This window comes from Erwinia sp. HDF1-3R, assembly GCF_039621855.1.
In the GTDB taxonomy this organism is placed as follows: Bacteria; Pseudomonadota; Gammaproteobacteria; order Enterobacterales; family Enterobacteriaceae; genus Erwinia.
This window is the reverse complement of record NZ_CP155071.1, coordinates 1,497,639-1,516,045: the sequence shown is the minus strand read 5'-3', so window position 1 is coordinate 1,516,045 and position 18,407 is coordinate 1,497,639. Positions and strand designations below refer to the sequence as shown.

General features: G+C 56.1%; 17 protein-coding genes. 7 read left to right on the top strand and 10 right to left on the bottom strand.

Translation table 11 applies throughout. The features are described 5' to 3' along the window. The first annotated feature begins 311 nt into the window (after positions 1–311). The 7 genes from AAGR22_RS06960 to AAGR22_RS06930 all read left to right on the top strand — a co-directional run bounded on the left by AAGR22_RS06960 (position 312) and on the right by AAGR22_RS06930 (position 8,545). Positions 312–1,736: a cytochrome ubiquinol oxidase subunit I gene (locus AAGR22_RS06960; protein ID WP_067705442.1), complete on the top strand. Its 1,425-nt coding sequence runs from the start codon at positions 312–314 to the stop codon at positions 1,734–1,736. A 1-nt stretch (position 1,737) separates the two neighbouring features. After that, on the top strand, positions 1,738–2,745 hold the full coding sequence (gene cydB, locus AAGR22_RS06955) for a cytochrome d ubiquinol oxidase subunit II (protein WP_067705440.1): 1,008 nt from the start codon (positions 1,738–1,740) through the stop codon (positions 2,743–2,745). A 21-nt stretch (positions 2,746–2,766) separates the two neighbouring features. Further along, positions 2,767–2,916: a DUF2474 domain-containing protein gene (locus AAGR22_RS06950; RefSeq protein WP_082804139.1), complete on the top strand. Its 150-nt coding sequence runs from the start codon at positions 2,767–2,769 to the stop codon at positions 2,914–2,916. A 288-nt stretch (positions 2,917–3,204) separates the two neighbouring features. Then, complete coding sequence (locus tag AAGR22_RS06945) at positions 3,205–3,432, top strand: hypothetical protein (protein ID WP_345831101.1); 228 nt, start codon at positions 3,205–3,207, stop codon at positions 3,430–3,432. A gap of 2,992 nt (positions 3,433–6,424) precedes the next feature. Further along, positions 6,425–6,679 carry a CsbD family protein gene (locus AAGR22_RS06940; RefSeq protein ID WP_067705439.1) on the top strand — a complete coding sequence of 85 codons (255 nt, stop codon included), beginning with the start codon at positions 6,425–6,427 and terminating at the stop codon, positions 6,677–6,679. Positions 6,680–6,951: 272 nt separating this feature from the next. Further along, on the top strand, positions 6,952–7,224 hold the full coding sequence (locus AAGR22_RS06935) for a hypothetical protein (protein WP_345831098.1): 273 nt from the start codon (positions 6,952–6,954) through the stop codon (positions 7,222–7,224). Next, positions 7,205–8,545, top strand: a complete 1,341-nt coding sequence (locus tag AAGR22_RS06930; RefSeq protein WP_345831096.1) for a carbohydrate porin — start codon at positions 7,205–7,207, stop codon at positions 8,543–8,545. The genes AAGR22_RS06935 and AAGR22_RS06930 overlap by 20 nt, the downstream gene beginning before the upstream one ends. A 35-nt stretch (positions 8,546–8,580) precedes the next feature. Here AAGR22_RS06930 and fetB read toward each other — a convergent pair whose 3' ends face one another. The 10 genes from fetB to arnC all read right to left on the bottom strand — a co-directional run bounded on the left by fetB (position 8,581) and on the right by arnC (position 18,407). After that, positions 8,581–9,348 (bottom strand): iron export ABC transporter permease subunit FetB, encoded by a 768-nt coding sequence (gene fetB / locus AAGR22_RS06925; RefSeq protein ID WP_345831094.1) that lies wholly within the window; start codon positions 9,346–9,348, stop codon positions 8,581–8,583. After that, entirely contained in the window at positions 9,335–10,003 is a 669-nt protein-coding gene (gene fetA, locus AAGR22_RS06920; protein ID WP_345831093.1) for an iron ABC transporter ATP-binding protein FetA, read from the bottom strand. Before fetA ends, fetB begins: the two co-directional genes overlap by 14 nt. 99 nt (positions 10,004–10,102) lie before the next feature. Continuing rightward, a complete protein-coding gene (locus AAGR22_RS06915) occupies positions 10,103–11,182 on the bottom strand; it encodes an ABC transporter substrate-binding protein (protein WP_345831559.1) in 1,080 nt (359 codons plus the stop codon). Positions 11,183–11,255: 73 nt separating this feature from the next. Next, positions 11,256–11,915, bottom strand: coding sequence for a response regulator transcription factor (locus tag AAGR22_RS06910; protein ID WP_345831092.1), 660 nt, complete (start codon positions 11,913–11,915; stop codon positions 11,256–11,258). 201 nt (positions 11,916–12,116) lie between these two features. Further along, complete coding sequence (gene arnF / locus AAGR22_RS06905; RefSeq protein WP_345831090.1) at positions 12,117–12,500, bottom strand: 4-amino-4-deoxy-L-arabinose-phosphoundecaprenol flippase subunit ArnF; 384 nt, start codon at positions 12,498–12,500, stop codon at positions 12,117–12,119. A gap of 51 nt (positions 12,501–12,551) precedes the next feature. Next, a complete protein-coding gene (gene arnE, locus AAGR22_RS06900) occupies positions 12,552–12,884 on the bottom strand; it encodes a 4-amino-4-deoxy-L-arabinose-phosphoundecaprenol flippase subunit ArnE (protein WP_345831088.1) in 333 nt (110 codons plus the stop codon). Beyond that, on the bottom strand, positions 12,881–14,542 hold the full coding sequence (gene arnT, locus AAGR22_RS06895; RefSeq protein WP_345831086.1) for a lipid IV(A) 4-amino-4-deoxy-L-arabinosyltransferase: 1,662 nt from the start codon (positions 14,540–14,542) through the stop codon (positions 12,881–12,883). Before arnT ends, arnE begins: the two co-directional genes overlap by 4 nt. 6 nt (positions 14,543–14,548) lie before the next feature. Then, on the bottom strand, positions 14,549–15,442 hold the full coding sequence (gene arnD / locus AAGR22_RS06890) for a 4-deoxy-4-formamido-L-arabinose-phosphoundecaprenol deformylase (protein WP_345831084.1): 894 nt from the start codon (positions 15,440–15,442) through the stop codon (positions 14,549–14,551). Continuing rightward, entirely contained in the window at positions 15,439–17,421 is a 1,983-nt protein-coding gene (arnA, locus tag AAGR22_RS06885) for a bifunctional UDP-4-amino-4-deoxy-L-arabinose formyltransferase/UDP-glucuronic acid oxidase ArnA (protein WP_067705421.1), read from the bottom strand. The genes arnD and arnA overlap by 4 nt, the downstream gene beginning before the upstream one ends. Continuing rightward, on the bottom strand, positions 17,418–18,407 hold the full coding sequence (gene arnC, locus AAGR22_RS06880; RefSeq protein WP_345831082.1) for an undecaprenyl-phosphate 4-deoxy-4-formamido-L-arabinose transferase: 990 nt from the start codon (positions 18,405–18,407) through the stop codon (positions 17,418–17,420). The genes arnA and arnC overlap by 4 nt, the downstream gene beginning before the upstream one ends.

The following is an 18,407-nucleotide window of genomic DNA, read 5'->3' as shown; positions in this document are numbered from 1 at the left end:
CACGGCGCGAAAAAAACCTTTAGGGCTATGCGGATACATTATTTTTACATAACAGCATCATTCCCAGATCCCATTTTAACAGTATGGACAACCGATTTAACGCAGCGGTGAAACAATTCATCGCAAAGAACCCCGTTATTATTGCCGTAATCGCTATTACTGTTGTCACTCCTTCTAATGATTTGGTCTCTGGATCAATCCTTCGATGAAATACTCGCCTGACGATCGCCCCATCACATCAAATGTGGCCTTGTTGTCAGGTGCGAGTTAATTAATAAGAAAAGGCAGTCTATGTTAGATCGAGGTAAGCAATGTTCGGATTAGATGCATTCCACCTGGCAAGGATACAGTTCGGCTTTACCGTCTCCTTCCATATCATTTTCCCGGCTATCACCATCGGGCTTGCCAGTTTTCTGGCAGTGCTGGAAGGGATGTGGCTGAAAACCAGAAATGAGGACTATCGCGACCTCTACCATTTCTGGTCGAAAATTTTTGCCGTTAACTTCGGCATGGGCGTGGTATCAGGCCTGGTGATGGCCTATCAGTTCGGCACCAACTGGAGCGGCTTCTCCCAGTTCGCCGGCAGTATAACGGGCCCGCTGCTGACCTATGAAGTGCTTACCGCCTTCTTTCTTGAGGCTGGCTTCCTTGGCGTTATGTTGTTTGGCTGGCATCGTGTGGGCCGTGGCCTGCACTTCTTTGCGACCTGCATGGTTGCGCTGGGCACCATCATTTCAACCTTCTGGATCCTCGCCTCTAACAGCTGGATGCAGACCCCACAGGGCTACGCGATTCAGAATGGCCTGGTGGTCCCGGTTGACTGGTTTAAGATTGTTTTCAACCCCTCTTTCCCATTCCGACTGCTGCACATGTCCACCGCCGCTTTCCTGGCGAGCGCCTTCTTTGTTGGCGCTTCTGCGGCCTGGCATCTGCTGCGCGGCAATGACACCCCAGCGATTCGCAAAATGCTGTCGATGGCACTGTGGATGGCGCTGATCGTATCGCCGATTCAGGCGGGACTGGGCGATGCACACGGTCTGAATACGCTGGAACACCAGCCTGCCAAAATCGCGGCAATTGAAGGCCACTGGGAGAATAAGCCGGGCGAAGCCACGCCGCTTATTCTCTTTGGTCTGCCGGATATGGAACAGGAAAAAACCCGCTACGCGGTGGAGATCCCATATCTGGGCAGCCTGATCCTGACCCATAGTCTGCATAAGCAGGTTCCGGCGCTGAAAACCTTTCCAAAAGAAGATCGTCCCGATTCCACTATCGTATTCTGGTCGTTCCGCGTAATGGCAGGCCTGGGCATGCTGATGGTGCTGCTGGGCGTGGTCAGCCTGTGGCTGCGCATACGCAATCGCCTTTATACCTGTCGTCCCTTCCTGTGGTTCGCACTGCTGATGGGTCCGTCGGGTCTGATTGCCATTCTGGCCGGTTGGTTTACCACTGAAATAGGGCGTCAACCCTGGGTGGTGTATGGCCTGCTGCGAACGAAGGATGCGGTATCCGCTCACGGCGATTTGCACATGAGCCTGAGCCTGATCGCCTTTATTCTGGTTTACACGTCAGTGTTCGGCGTCGGCTACATCTATCTGTTTAACCTGATCAAGAAGGGTCCGAAACAGGGTGAAGGTAATGACGATCCGGATGGTGGTCCTGGCACCAAACATACCCCTTCACGTCCGCTGTCTGCCGTGCAGGAAAAGTTAAACGCGCAGAAGGGGGAGAAATAACGTGGTCATTGATACTTCTGTCATCTGGTTTGGCATCATTGTTTTTTCAACGCTGATGTATATCGTGATGGACGGCTTCGACCTGGGTATTGGTCTACTGTTTCCATTTAATAAAGATGCAGCCGAGCGCGATATGATGGTGAATACCGTTGCGCCGGTGTGGGACGGTAATGAAACCTGGCTGGTGCTGGGCGGTGCGGCGCTGTACGGCGCTTTCCCGCTGGCCTATGCGGTGATCCTCGACGCCCTGTCGGTGCCGCTGACGCTGATGCTCATTGGCCTGATTTTCCGCGGCGTCGCCTTTGAGTTTCGCTTTAAGGCGACCGAGGAGCATCGTCCGTTCTGGGATAAGTCTTTTATCGTGGGCTCTATTCTGGCGACGTTTAGCCAGGGTGTAGTGCTGGGCGCCTTTATCAACGGTTTCCAGGTAACGAATCGTGCCTATAGTGGCCCGGAACTGCTGTGGCTGACGCCGTTTTCGATGTTTTGTGGTCTGGGTCTGGTGGTGGCATATGCGCTGCTGGGTAGTACCTGGCTGATTATGAAAACCGAGAACGAGCTGCATCGCAAAATGACCGCGCTGGCGAAGCCTCTGCTGCTGGTGCTGCTGGTGTTTATTGCCATCGTCAGCGTCTGGACGCCGCTGGCCCACGCGGACATTATGCATCGCTGGTTTACCCTGCCAAATCTGTTCTGGTTCCTGCCAGTACCGGTGCTGGTTCTGCTGGCTGCATGGAGTTTGCTGCGCGCCCTCAAGCGCCATGCGAATTACTCCCCGTTCCTGCTGACGCTGGCGCTGGTTTTCCTGGGCTTTACCGGCCTTGGTATCAGCATTTGGCCGAATATCATTCCACCGTCCATCACTATCTGGCAGGCTGCCTCACCGCCGCAGAGTCAGGGCTTTATGCTGGTCGGCGGGCTGTTGATTATTCCGGTTATCCTGGTTTATACCTTCTGGAGCTACTATGTGTTCCGAGGGAAAATCAATCCGGATGAAGGCTACCACTGATTGAGTGAACGGGAGATGAGTATGATTGAAACACAGCAGGCGACACCTTCACCGGTGTGGAAACGCATTTTGTGGATGGCGGTCATTTATGCAGGCAGCGTTATGGCGCTGGGCGTGGTGGCAACGCTGTTTCGTATGATGATGACCGCGGCCGGTATGAAATCACACTAATCGCACGTTGTCCGGAGGGCTGCCCTGTCATTAAAAGGCTGTCGATATGCCGCCCGCTGGACAGTTTCTGGCGCTAATAAACTTACATCGAAGCCCGGTAGACATAAGTGTCTGCCGGGCTTTTTTCGTTGTGGGTTGGTGGATAATCCCTGCGGGTGGCGGGTGGCCCACAGCGCAGGTTTGTTGCGCAGGCTGCGATATCTTCGGTGCTGGTGGACAGTTCCGATGTATGCCGGTTGGTTGTGTCGGCTGCAATGTCGGCTTTGCCGGTGGACAGTTCCTTTGCCGGTGGATAATCCCAGCGTTTGCCGGGCGTCCTCGCGCCAGGCTTTGCCTGGTGCCTTTGGCTCCGACTCCGGGCCGGACGGCCCGGTCGCGAGCGGGCATCCCTGCCCGCCGCTCCCTGAGTGCAGCATCCCTGCTGCCCTCGCCTGGCCCTCCGTCTGCGCCGCAGCGCTGCGGATTACCCGTCACCCGCTGGGATTATCCACCTCTCAGGCTTCTGAGCCGCTTTGAGTAAAACCGTTTGTCTGTCCGCGGGCTGCTGAGCTGCTTTCAGTAAAACCGGTTGTCTATCCGCAGGCATCATCAGCACGACTTTAAGTTAAGCCCTAATAACACTCAGGCTTTGTAGCCCGCCCGGCCCATTAGCAGGTAATTCGGTAATGTGCATTTGACAGCGCCTGCCCAGCCGATGGCTCTGAGTCTTAGCACAAAGGTTTTCTTAATTGCAGAGTTCTTCCTTCTTCCAAACCTGCCGAAAGAGTTTATGTACCCCCCCGGAACCGCCCTTACCCGCACCAGCACAATGCAATAAACAGACGGGTGGGCCCGGTGACAGGCATTCCGCAGCGCTGAGTGCAGAGAGGAAGACCCGGATGGGCCAGCAGGGATGCTGGCACAAGGGCATGTCGGGACAGGGATGTCACGTCATGCCCGGTCCGAAAGGTCGACGAGCGGAGCGAAGGCACCGTGCGAAGCGCGGCGTGAGGACCGCCAGGCACCGGGCCCCACTCGTTGGCGACACCCCAGGCCTGTGCAGCACCGGGCCCCAACGGTAGGCGACCACCCCTGCCCTTACAGCAATGGGCTCAATACGCAGGCGACATTCGCCAGGTCTCCCGCATACCAGATACGATCAGCTGACGACGGCACTGAGTCTTTAGCAGAGCAGTTTTCTTATTTGTAGAGTTCTTTCTTCAATAAAACCCGGCCACAGAGTTTCCTGAAACCCCCGGAACCGCTCTTACCCGCAGCCAGCACAATGCAATAAACAGACGGGTGGGCCCGGTGACAGGCATTCCGCAGCGCTGAGTGCAGAGAGGAAGACCCGGATGGGCCAGCAGGGATGCTGGCACAAGGGCATGTCGGGACAGGGATGTCACGTCATGCCCGGTCCGAAAGGTCGACGAGCGGAGCGAAGGCACCGTGCGAAGCGCGGCGTGAGGACCGCCAGGCACCGGGCCCCACTCGTTGGCGACACCCCAGGCCTGTGCAGCACCGGGCCCCACCCGTAGGCGACCACGCCCTGCCCTTACAGCAATGGGCTCAATACGCAGGCGACATTCGCCAGGTCTCCCGCATACCAGATACGATCAGCTGACGACGGCACTGAGTCTTTAGCAGAGGAGTTTTCTTGTTTTTTGCAGACTTCTTTCCATTTTCAAACCTGCCAAAAGAGTTTATGTAACCCCCGGAACCGCTCTTACCCCGCAGCCAGCACAATGCAATAAGCCGGCGGGTGGGGCCCGGTGACAGGCATTCCGCAGCGCTGAGCGTAGAGAGGAAGACCCGGATGGGCCAGCAGGGATGCTGGCACAAGGGCATGCCGGGACAGGGATGTCACGTCATGCCCGGTCCGAAAGGTCGACGAGCGGAGCGAAGGCACCGCGCCACGCGCGGCGTGAGGACCACCAGGCACCGGGCCCCAACCGTTGGCGACCACCCCAGGCCTGTGCAGCACCGGGCCCCAACGGTAGGCGACCACCCCAGGCCTGTGCAGCAATGGGCTCAATACGCAGGCGACATTCGCCAGGTCTCCCGCATACCAGATACGATCAGCTGACGACGGCACTGAGTCTTTAGCAGAGCAGTTTTCTTATTTGTAGAGTTCTTTCTTCAATAAAACCCGGCCACAGAGTTTCCTGAAACCCCCGGAACCGCTCTTACCCCGCAGCCAGCACAATGCAAAAAGAGCAGACGGGTGGGGCCCGGTGACAGGCAATCCGCAGCGCTGAGCGCAGGGAGGAAGACCCGGATGGGCCAGCTGGGATGCTGGCACAAGGGCATGTCGGGACAGGGATGTCACGTCATGCCCGCTCCGAAAGGTCGACGAGCGGAGCGAAGGCACCGCGCCTCGCGCGGCGTGAGGACCGCCTGGCTCCGGGCCCCACTCGTTGGCGACACCCCAGGCCTGTGCAGCACCGGGCCCCAACGGTAGGCGACCACCCCTGCCCTTACAGCAATGGGCTCAATACACAGGCGATATTCGCCAGATCCCCCGCAGACCGGATACGACCAGCTGGCGACGGCACTGAATCTTTAGCACAGCGGTTTTCATATTTGCAGAGTTCTTACTCTTCCAAACCTGCCAAAAGAGTTTATGTAACCCCCGCAACCGCCCTTACCCGCAGCCAGCACAATGCAAAGAAGCAGACGGGTGGGGCCCGGTGACAGGCATTCCGCAGCGCTGAGCGTAGAGAGGAAGACCCGGATGGGCCAGCAGGGAGGCTGGCACAAGGGCATGTCGGGACAGGGATGTCACGTCATGCCCGGTCCGAAAGGTCGACGAGCGGAGCGAAGGCACCGTGCGAAGCGCGGCGTGAGGACCGCCAGACACCGGGCCCCACTCGTTGGCGACACCCCAGGCCTGTGCAGCACCGGGCCCCAACGGTAGGCGACCACCCCTGCCCTTACAGCAATGGGCTCAATACGCAGGCGACATTCGCCAGGTCTCCCGCATACCAGATACGATCAGCTGACGACGGCACTGAGTCTTTAGCAGAGCAGTTTTCTTATTTGTAGAGTTCTTTCTTCAATAAACCCGGCCACAGAGTTTCCTGAAACCCCCGGAACCGCTCTTACCCGCAGCCAGCACAATGCAATAAGCAGACGGGTGGGGCCCGGTGACAGGCATTCCGCAGCGCTGAGCGCAGAGAGGAAGACCCGGATGGGCCAGCAGGGATGCTGGCACAAGGGCATGCCGGGACAGGGATGTCACGTCATGCCCGGTCCGAAAGGTCGACGAGCGGAGCGAAGGCACCGCGCCACGCGCGGCGTGAGGACCGCCAGGCACCGGGCCCCACCCGTTGGCGACCACTCCAGGCCTGTGCAGTACCAAACACCCATCAATTCACGAGGTAGACATTCCGAGGCTAAAAAAACACCCCAACTGCCAAATTCTTTACCTTCGTCATATTTTTTCACACAACCGCAGCGGCAACTCGTACGGGATGGTCTACTCTTAATGTTCCCTATGAGGAAATCATGCCACTAAGAAGGAGATATTATGAGTCTGTTAGATAAAGCGAGTGACAAAGCTGACGAAGCACTGGGTAAAGGCCAGGAGCAGCTCGGTAAAGCGACTGATTCTCCCGAGCATGAGTTAAAAGGTAAAGTGCGTCAGGGCGCGGCCAAAGCATCTTACGCTGTTGATGATGCGCTGGACTGTGTGAAAACCAAAACGCAGGATGCCCCATTTGTTTCGCTGGCGATTGCCGCTGGCGTTGGCTTCCTGGCGGCGAAGATTTTCGGCCGTCGCTAAGCCCGAGGCGCTAAGTTAATCGCTAGCGCTCCCCCTGAAAGGCCGACATCGTCGGCCTTTTTCTCGCCTTTATCGCCGCGTTGGTACCGATCGGTTACCTCGCCATTCCCCTCTTTTTTGCTAAATCCCTCACTGCTGCACCCCCTTACTCACTTCGGCTTCCGTGCCCCGGTTAATACCCTCAATTCGACCCGCCCTGCTCCCGACACACCTCGTTTTTGAAATAAACCGAATTAATTGACGCCCCCTCTTGTGCCTGCGCGCTTAAATATGTGATCGACATTTCAAATCCAGCAATTTCAATTAGCAGCCAAATCATTTCAGCACTATTTATAACAACTATCTCCGCTAATGGTGGTTTCATGCCGTCCGTACGGACCGTAAAACCCGCTCATGTCAGGCATTTTCCCTTTTCCGCGCCTGATAAGCCGGAGAAAAAACTGACCTCAGGCGCAACGGCCCAGACCCTCCTGCCTGACAGGCAACAGAAAAAAAATTATTCCAATAACAAGAAGGTGTTCCAAAATGAAAAGCAAGCTCCCTAAAACCACATTAAAAAGATCGGTGGCGTTCTGTGGTTTGGGATTAATGCTGGCATCAGGATCTGCACTGGCAGATTATGCCCCGCTCAGCATTGATTCCCCCTATGCTTTTGGCGACTGGGGCGGCTCCCGCACCCAGTTAAAAAACGACGGTGTGGATTTCCAGGTTAACTACACCATGGAATCCGCCAGCAACTTCTCCGGTGGATATAACCATTCAACTACCGCCCGCTACACGGACCAGTGGGCATTCGGCACCACGCTGGATTTGGAAAAACTCCTCAACTGGAATGACACGCAGTTCCAGACCACTATCACCAGCCGTAATGGGCAAAACCTGTCGGATTATATTAATGACCCGCGATCCGGTGGGCTCTCATCCGTGCAGGAAGTCTGGGGACGTGGACAAACCTGGCGCCTGACTCAGTTCTGGCTGAATAAAGGCTTTTTTGACCATGCGGTTGAAGTGAAGGCAGGACGCGTTACCGTTGGCGAAGACTTCGATGCGTTTCAGAGTAACTTCCAGAACCTCGCATTCGGTAGCGGTCAGGCGGGTAACTGGCGGGGCGATCGCTGGTATAACTGGCCGGTATCTCAGTGGGGCGGCAGGGTAAAATTTAACTTCACGCCTGAAGTATTCTTACAGGTTGGCTTCTATAACCAAACTGCCTCGAACTACGATACCGGTAACGGCTTCCGCCTGGATACCAGCCACACCGAAGGGAATATGGTCCCGGTTGAATTGGGCTGGCAGCCAGCCTTCGGCGCCGACAAACTGCCGGGTAACTACCGCGTAGGGATGTATTACTCCTCGGTGAAAGGCGATAACTACAGCTCATACCGTGACGGACAGTACGGCGAACAGAATCACGCCTACGGTGGTTACCTGCTGCTGCAACAACAGCTGACCTCAATGGACGGCGACAATCAGCGGGGTCTGGGCGTAATCGTACAGGCGGTGATGAACGATCACAAAACCTCTAAAACGGATAACTACCAGTCGGTCTCTTTTGTCTGGAAAGGCCCGTTTGCTTCCCGTGCTAAAGATGAAATTGGCATCGGCGCGGCGCGCATTCACGTCAACGATGACTACGGCAGTATGCTGCGTCAGACTAACCGGGATAATGGGGTAAATGACTACAATAACCCGACTTATCTGCCGATCCAGAGCGGATCGGAGTACGACTATGAGATTTACTACAATGCCCATCTTACCAGCTGGCTGAACCTGCGGCCGAACCTGCAATACGTCGCTTCTCCGGGTGCGGTAGGCGAAGTGAAAGATGCCTTTATCGGCGGCATTAGCGCCAACATCAACTTCTGATCCTCAGTCCGGGCCGCAATGCGGCCCGGCCCTGTTCAAATTCCCGCTTTTAACTGCGCCCGCGCGTTATAAAAACGCCGATAGGCGAGGTAGCCGGCAATAATGGTCGAGAAGCTGGCGGTACCGAGCAGCATAAACGTCACCATAATCTGGTATTTAATCGCCTTAACCGGATCGATCCCGGCAAAAATCAGCCCGGACATCATGCCCGGCAGACTCACCAGGCCCACGGTTTTCGCTGCATCGACGGTAGGGATCATCGCGGCGCGAATGCTGTCGCGGATTAGCGAGCCGGAAGCCACTTTAATTGACGCGCCGAGGCTAAGCCTTTCAAGTATTTTCTGGCGGTTGTCGGCAAAACGCTGATTCAGGTTGCTGTAGCACAGCCCCACGGCCACCATCGCATTGCCCGCGATCATGCCTGATATCGGAATAACCTGCATCGGCAGGAACTCAATGGAGCCGGACAGCACCAGAATTGTCAGCGTCAGGGTGGTACTCAGGGTGATGGCGACAAAAGAGATAGCCAGCGCCCGGTCGATATTGCGGCTACGCTTACGGGCGTTCAGCGCCGCATTGGTACAGATAAACAGCACCATCAACACGGTCACCCAGCCGTTGTTGAGCATAAAGATATACTTCAGCACGTAGCCGACGATAATCAGCTGAACGATGGCCCGCGATACGCTCCAGATAATATCTTTTTCCAGCCCCAGCTTCTCTTTCCTGCTGACCAGCAGGGCAATCAGCACCAGGATCAGCGCCAGCCCCAGGGATTCGTTTGTAATGTTATGCTGGTTCATCTGCACTCCCGGCTGAGGATGGGCTGAGCGTCAATACCTGCTGCGCCCGATGAATTTCGGCGCTATCGTGACTGATCCAGATGGCGGCCATGCCCTTTTCAGCCATCAGCTCGTTGATCAGCCCATTGATGGCCTGCTTGTTTTCATCATCCAGCGCGCTGGTGACTTCGTCCAGCAGCAGCACGTCAGGTAAGAACTGCAGATTACGCAGTAGCCCCACCCGCTGCTTTTCCCCGCCGGAAAGCGTCTCAATCTCTTTGTCCAGCGTCTCTGCCGGGAGATTGACCCGTTGCAGCCAGCGTTGCAGTCCCTCTCTTTCAGCTTTTTTGTGGCGGATTTCCCACGGCAGCGCCAGGTTATCCCATACCGTTTTGCCAAACAGCGCGGGCGTCTGACAGCACCAGGAGACCTGCTGACGGTAGGTTTCGGGCCTCAGTTCACTGACGGGCTGACCTTTAAACAGCACGCTGCCGTGCGTGGGATCGAGTAGCGAAGCGATAATTTTTAATAGCGTGCTTTTCCCGCAGCCGGACGGTCCGGTCAGAAGGAGAAAATCACCCGCGTTAAGCGTAAGCGATACGGGAGCCAGCAGCGTGTTTCCGGCCAGTGCATAGCTCACACCCTGTACGTCCAGCAGGGGAGGATGGGTCGACATAGTGGCGTCCTGCAAATTATTTATGCCGCCGATCATAACGCGAAAAGGCAACAAAATGTCGCCTTTTCAGGGATGAAATCTATTTGGTATGGCTTTAGTTTACGGCTTGTCTGAGGGATAGCTCAGGGTGACAGGTCCATCCGGAATTTTTGTGAAGCGGGTGAGGATTTGATGGAAGTCTGCCGTTGGATTCAGATCGCTGAACTGCGCCGGGTAGAGGTCCTTCGCCAGGATTTCCATGCCGATAATATTGTACGGATGGTTATAAAAATGGTGATAAACCCCGTAGACACGCCCCGCTTTGACCGGCGCTATCTGCTGGAGACCATTGCGTTCGATCAGTTTCTTAAAGGGGGCCGTGACCTCCTGCGGTGCCACGCCGAAGCCAAACGGCAGCACGTTTTTATCCGGGCGTTTTGATCCGGTCATAATATAGACGTCAGGCTTCATCGCAATAATCTTCTCAAGCGCAACAAACCCTGATGCACCGGGCAGCAGGCTGGAGCCAATATTCTTCCCGCCTACCGCCTCGACCAGACCGCCCCAGCCATTGTGTCCGTGGGTAAAGCAGCAGCCATCTGAATTCCCGGCAATAGGTTCGATAAAGACCGTGGGCTTAGGCTTAATCGGTTCAATTTTCTGCTGTAAAGTGTTCCAATGTGCCTGGTAGAAGTCGGTGTACGCTTTTGCCCTGGATTCCTGATTCAGAACGGTTCCCAGCAGGGTGATGCTGTTTGCCGTATTCTGCGCCGGGTGCAGTTCATAGTCGATGAACACCACCGGGATATGCAGCTTTTGCAGCTGGTCCAGCACGCCCGTCTGCTTAAGAGCAGGCTTCGCGCGCAGTTGGGCAATCATCAGGTCGGGCTTTTCAGCAATGACGCTTTCAAGATTGACCTCTCCGCGATCGCTGAAGCCCATATCGATAATTTTCGTCGCTTCAGGCCAGGTTTTCTTTAGCAAATCCCAGGTCTGGGTATCCTGTTTTTTCGGCAGGTTATTCCATGCGACCACCCGCCGAAAGGGATCTTCCCTGTCCAGCAGGGCCAGAGAAAGTACATCCCGTCCGTCCTGCAGGATCACATGCTGTGGCTCCTTACTCAGGGTGATTTTTTGATTGTCCATATCGGTGATCTGCACCGGATAGGTGGTGGCGGCACAGCCTGCGCTGGCCAGCATGGTTCCCAATAACAGCCACGAACGAGTTTTCACTAATTGTCTCCATGAGAATAAGAATCAGAGCAAGAATCATTTATGATGATACCATCCATCCCACGCCCCGAATGTTCTTAATGGCGCCACTGCCCATTTTTTTTCGCAGCGAATGGATAAAAAATTCAACCGCATTGCTCTCAATCCCTTCTCCCCAGCCGTAGAGTTTAGACTCAAGCTCACGCCGTGAAAGCGGCCTGCCCGGCTGGGATATCAGTGCCTGCATTAACGCGAACTCGCGAATAGACAGGCGGTGCACCTCACCGCTGAGCAGATTAACGGCCTGATAGCTGGCAGGATCCAGCACGATTTCACCATTGCTGATCAGCGGTGCGCCCTGCCCCTCCCGCCGTCGCCGGGCATTATGCAGGCAGGCAAGCAGTGATTCGGCATCGAAGGGCGTGGCAATGTAGCCGTCAATGTCGGTATCTGTGCAGCCTGAACGTTCGCCTGCCGCCTCCGAACACGTCATCATAATCAGCAGGGGTAATTCACGGCCCGTCACGCGCAGCAGATCCTTCAGACTCTCCTTCTCGCCTGGCGGCAGTCCGGCACTGAGAATGACAATATCAAAATGGCCATCCGCCAGCAGCTCCCCCGTCGGGTGTTTTATGCACTCCATGGCGTAGCCTGCCTCTCTGAGCGGGGGGAGAATTGCTTCACTTTGCAGGCAATTCTCTTCAGTCAGCAGAATTCTCATCCCACCCTCCGAATAACAGGTGTTAACTGCGTGAACCTGACGTTTTTGCGGCTTGCCGCCGCTAGCCCAATGGCGTAATGCATCGTTCCCCTCCAGGAAAACAGAGATGAACTCAGTTTGCCGGGGGAAACTTAGCATTACATTAGGCTGGACCGATAACGGCTCAGAAAGGAATAAAGAAGGTGAAGAAGAAGGAGGCGTTCAGCCTTTTACCCGCGAGGGCCAGCAGATCAGCAACAGGCCGCCAAAAATCAGTACTACCCCGGCCAGCTTACTCCAGACGAAGATTTCATTAAGCGCGGGCAGGCAGAGCGCTGCCCCCCACACCAGCACATAGCTCAGGCTTAACAGCGGATACGCCTTGCTGAGCGGTATTTTCCGCAGCGCCAGAAACCAGCACAGCATTGATAACGCATAGGCAAACAGGCCGCCGAGCAGGGCCAGAGCAGCCGGCGGCAGGCTGAGCAGCGCGTTAAACAGCCGGGCCGGATCGCTGGCCGACGGCAGGTTCATCATCGCCCAGCGCATCAGCAGCTGTGCGCCGCTGACCAGCAGGACGCTACAAAGTGCCAGTACAATACCCATCAGACGCTACCTCTGGTCATTCTGCTGCCTGCAAACATCGGTACATATCCATTATGCCCGTACGCCCATTACCACTACGCCAGCCACAATCAGCACAATGCCCAGCCAGTGACGGAGGGTAACCGGCTCTTTCCACAGCCAGCGGGCCGCCAGCACGATAAAAATAAAGTTCAGGCTGAGCATGGGATACGCCACGCCTACCGGCACCTTTTGCAGCACCATCAGCCATACCAGCATGGCGCAGCCAAGCAGTATGGCGCTAAGTCCCAGCCAGAACAGTAAATGCCATCGCCCCTTCAGCAGGCCATGCTGTGCGGCCTGCTTCTGACAGAGCTGGCCGGCACAGCTTAACAGGCTGGCAAAGGCGATAAACAGGATGTTCATGGCAGCTGTCTGTACTGGAACATCACCAGCCGTCCCCGGCGGAGTACCCGGTCCGCTTTGGGCAGATCGCCTGGAGTAAGCTTCTCATCGTGCGACAGCAGCATTATCAGTGAGACCTCCCCCTCATGGCGATGCGCAGCCAGCCAGCCGGCGAAATCAGCCCCGGTAATAAATGTCCCTTTTGCGTCGGGATAGCTTAATCCATACTGCACCTCACCCGGCTGGTCGTAAAGCTTGATATCGCTGCGCTTAAGCTCCCAGGCCAGTCCGGAGGCGATCCCCGGGTTATTTGCCAGTACAAACCGGCTCGGCGCGATGTCGCTTTTAATGGCACGGATAAACTGCTGCGGCTGCTTGGAGTCAATGACCCGATTGGGGATCACCATTCCGACCACCAGAGCCAGTGCCAGCGGACAGCAGGCTGCCCAGCTCCAGCGCTTCGCGGGTGATGCCAGCGTCAGCCAGCCTGTAATGCCCCACAGCAGAAAGGCGCCCCCGCCCAATATGACCTTGAGCAGCTCGCTATGGCCGTATACAGGATGTCGTGCCAGCCCCCAGGGGGCCAGAAATCCAATAATCGCCAGGGTACACAGCAGCCCAAAAGCAAAGTTTATCCAGCCATTCACTTTAAGGGCTTTGCCGCTGACCAACATCAGATCGGTGGCCCGTTTCGCCATTAAAATAGCCAGCGGGGCAAAGCAGGGAAGGATGTAGGTCGGTAATTTGCCTTTAGCAATGCTGAAAAACAGCAGGGGGATTACCGTCCAGCTTAGCAGGTAGAGGCTTCCACCGTTCTCTTTGCGCTTTTGCCAGCCGGTACTCAGTGCGCCGGGTAACAGCCCCAGCCAGGGCAGGCAGCCGATTGCCATAATCGGCAGGTAATACCAGAAAGGCGCTTTATGCTGTGCACTCTCATCGGCGAAGCGCTGAATATGTTCCACCCAGAAAAAGTAGTGCCAGAAGTCGGGTTCGCGTTGGGCAATCGCTATCGCCCAGGGCGCGCTAATTGCCGCTGCACCGATCACCGCCAGCGGGCCGAAGAGCAGCAACTCTTTGAAGCGCCGTTGATGAATCGCCCAGGGCACAATGGCGATCACCGGTACGGCAAGCGCGAGGAAGCCTTTGGTCATAAAGCCCATACCGCAGGCCAGCCCCATCACCAGCCAGGCCAGCACCTTTTCTTTACGGCTGGACGCGGCAATGGTCAACCAGTAGCTACACATGGCCGCCACCAGCCACAGGGTAATCATCGGGTCGAGCACCGCATAGGTGCCAATGCTAAACACCAGCAGGCTGGTCAGGAAAATAACGCTGGCCATTATCGCCGTGTAGCGTTCGCGCCAGATGCGTAGCGCCAGCCAGTAGACCATCAGCGCGGTCAGCGTGACGGAAAAAACGGAGCCAAAGCGCACGGCAAAGTTGTTATGGCCCAGCAGTAGCTGGCTGAGGTTGTTTATCCAGTAACCGGCGATGGGTTTTTCAAAATAGCGCAGGTTAAAAAAGTGTGGCACCACCCAGTCGCCATTGGCGAGCATCTCCCGGCTGACTTCGGCATAGCGGGTTTCATCAGGTTGCCACAGGTCGCGGAACTCAAGAGGTACGAGGTAGTACAGGGCAAACAGTGCCAGCAGCAGGGCACCGTTTCTCATTATTTTCATACTGGCTTACTCAGATAGTTGCTGGTATCCCAGCCATCCCTCACGCCCGGGAAGGGTTCCCCGGAAAATTTTTCCCGTCGGCAGGCCAGACAGGTCATCAGGCAACAGGTCACCAAGCGGGCAGAACTGAATGCCCTGCTCTGCGGCCAGCCGCAGCAGTTCGTCAAACTGGCTGCTCATGGCGATACCTTCAACTTCAGCGTGGATGGTGTAAACGGGCGTACCTTTATCCTGGTGAATTTTCTCCAGGATAAAGGCGTTGTACGCCTCTTTACTGACAACCGAACCGACGACCTCATCCCAGGTGGGCAGCGTAACGGGGATCTGCACCGTACCCAGTGCGCCATTCGGCAATAGGGGCAGGAAAGGCGTCGTCCCCCGGCAGTCGCTGTTATAGTGAAAGCCGAAAGACTCCTTTGCGTGAATCACCCGACCATCTGCCCGCCAGCCCGCGGCCGCTGAGCAGGTCACCGGCTGCCCGGTTACGTTTTGCAGCGCATCGCGCCCCCGGCGGATCTGCTCTGTTAGCGTCTCCTCAGGCCATACGCCTGCCCAGGTCTGCCAGGCGAAGTGATCCCATGCATGCAGACCGACTTCATGATGTTCGGTTGCGGCGGCGATCGTTTCTGACAGGCCCTTAGCAATGTTGCGTCCGGGCCAGGCCGTACCGGCCAGCAAAATATCCCAGCCATACAGCGAGGCCGCGCCCGAGCGCAGCATCTTCCACAGGAATTTCGGCTTCATCAGGCGCCACAGGTGGCGCCCCATGTTATCCGGCCCTACGCTGAAGAAAAAGGTGGCCTGAGTGCGATGTAAACTGAGCGTTTCCAGCAGCCGGGGGACGCCGTCACGCGTCCCCCGCCAGGTATCGACATCTATACGGAGGCCGACTTTTTTCATTTCTCCGTATCCACGCCGTCAACCGTGCGCAGGAAGAAATCGAGCGTAGCATCGATGGTTTTTTCCATCTTCACTTCCGGCGTCCAGTTAATCAGGCGGCGGGCGTTGCGGATGGCGGGCTTACGGTGCACCACGTCCTGATAGCCCTTGCCGTAATAGCTGCTGCTTTCAACGTCGCGGAAGCCGGCAAAAGGAGGGAAATGGCTGCGGAGCGGATGGCGATCAAAGCTCTCCAGCAGCTGCTGTGCCAGCTCTTTGATGCTCGCCTCGTTGTCCGGGTTACCGATATTAATAATCTGGCCGTCGCAGTTATTGTTTTTGTTTTCAATAATGCGAAACAGCGCCTCTACCCCGTCGCTGATATCGGTAAAGCAGCGCTTCTGCCGCCCGCCGTCCATCAGTTTAATGGGCGACCCTTCAACCAGATTCAGGATTAGCTGGGTAATCGCACGGGAGCTGCCAATACGCGCGGCGTTAAGGTTATCGAGACGCGGCCCCATCCAGTTGAACGGGCGGAACAGCGTAAACCGCAGTCCTTCTTTATCGCCGTAGGCCCAGATCACCCGGTCAAGCAGCTGTTTGGAGACCGAGTAAATCCAGCGCTGTTTGTTGATCGGACCGACCACCAGATTTGAGCTGTCTTCATCGAAATTAGGATCGGTACACATGCCGTACACTTCGGAAGTCGACGGGAAAATAATGCGCTTTTTATATTTCACGCAGTCGCGGATAATTTTCAGGTTTTCTTCAAAGTCCAGCTCAAACACCCGCAGTGGATTGCGCGTGTACTCAATTGGCGTGGCAATGGCCACCAGCGGCAGAATGACGTCACATTTTTTAATGTGATATTCAATCCACTCCGAGTGGATGCTGATATCCCCTTCAACAAACTGAAAGCGCGGATGGCCAACAAAGCGGCTGATAGCGTCTGAACCGATATCCAGACCGAAGATATCGAAGTTATCATCCTGTAGCAGTCGCTCGGTCAGGTGGTTACCGATAAATCCGTTAACGCCCAGGATCAGTACCCGGGTACGGCGCTTAACTGCCGATACCGGCTGGTTGTGCAGTAGCGCACCGCTAACCAGGCCCAGCGTTTGCGCGAGCTGTGAACCCTGCATATACACGCCGTTTTCGCTCTGCCCCGTCATCACTTCCAGCGCACCCTCACCGCAGGCAATGATTAATGGTGCGACCGACAGTACCGTACCGGCTTTGGCCGCAGGCAGGTCATGATGAACCTTCCCTTTCCAGACGATGAATTTTGCCGAGCCAACGTAGCCATACGCGCCAGGCCAGGGATCGGTAACCGCACGCACCAGGTTGTTGACCTTCTCTGCGGGCAGCGACCAGTCGATACAGCCATCCTCCGGCGACCGGCGTCTAACCGTTGTTGCCTGGCTTTCATCCTGCGCCCATCCCTGAAGTTTGCCCAGTTTGAGCGCGGGCAGCGCGTCGGTAAGCAGCTCAGTGGCCGCGCTGGTCAGCTTACGGTGCAGGGTTAACGCGTTATCTTCTGGCGCGATCGCCACTTTCTGCTGCGCCATAATCTCACCGGCATCCGCGCGGGCGACCATACGGTGCAGGGTAACGCCGGTTTCGGTTTCGCCATTGACCAGCGCCCAGTTCAGCGGCGCGCGGCCACGATATTTCGGCAGCAGAGAACCATGCAGGTTAAATGCGCCATGCTGAGCACAGTCCAGAATCTTGTCACTCAGCAGATTACGGTAATAAAACGAGAAGATAGCGTCCGGTGCCATCAGTTGAATGCGGTCAACCCATAATGGGTGATTAACGTCTTCCGGCGCAAAAACCGGGATACCCAGCTCCGCTGCCGCACGCGCGACCGAACCGAAAAAGTGGTTTTCATTGGCGGAATCAGGATGGGTAAAGATGGCTTCAATCTGATAGCCGGCCTCAACCAGCGCATTGATGCCGACGCATCCCATATCGTGGTAGGCAAAAACAACAGCTTTCATTCTTTGTTATCCTCTGAGGATTCGGAAACAGAAACGGATGAGTTGACAACGCGCTGGATGAAGTAGCGCGGGCGGGCACGGACGTCGTTATAAATGCGGCCAATATACTCTCCGAGCAGACCCATTCCGACAAACTGTGCGCCGATGAAAATAAACAGCACGGCGAAAAGGACAAACATGCCGTCGCCAGCCCAGTGCGAACCGAAAAACAGGCGCGCGACGATCAAAAACAGTGAGAAGGCGAACCCCGCCAGGGCAATCAGGCTACCGACCACGCTGAGCATACGCAGCGGCGTGGTGGTCAGGCAGGTCACCAGGTCATACATCAGATTGATCAGGCGCATCAGGCTGTATTTGGAATCACCAAATTCGCGCTCGGCGTGATGAACCGGGATCTCAATGGCCCGGCGGGCAAAGGTATTGGCCAGAATGGGGATAAAGGTGCTGCGCTCATGGCAGTGCAGCATGGCGTCAATAATATGGCGGCGATAGGCGCGCAGCATACAACCATAATCGCCCATCGCTTTACCGGTGGTGCGCTGGATCAGATGATTGATCAGGCGCGAGGCGCGCTTGCGGAACCAGCTATCCTGGCGATTTTGCCGCACGGTCCCCACCACGTCATACCCCTCGGCAGCCACCGCAACCAGTCTCGGGATCTCTTCAGGTGGGTTCTGTAAATCCGCATCAAGGGTGATGATAAGGTCGCCGCTGACGTGGCTGAAGCCAGCCATAATGGCCGAATGCTGGCCATAATTACGATTAAGCAATACCGCAACGATATGACTGCCCTCTTCGGACGCGGCACTCGCCAGCATCTCGGCAGAGTTATCGCTGCTGCCATCATCGACCAGCAGGATTTCATAGTCCATCGGCAGCTGGTCGCAGGCCGCTGTCGTGCGGCGGAGCAGTTCGGGCAGGCTCTCCTGCTCGTTATAAACGGGAATGACAATAGAAACTTTATTGATAGGTTGTTCGGGCGTCAT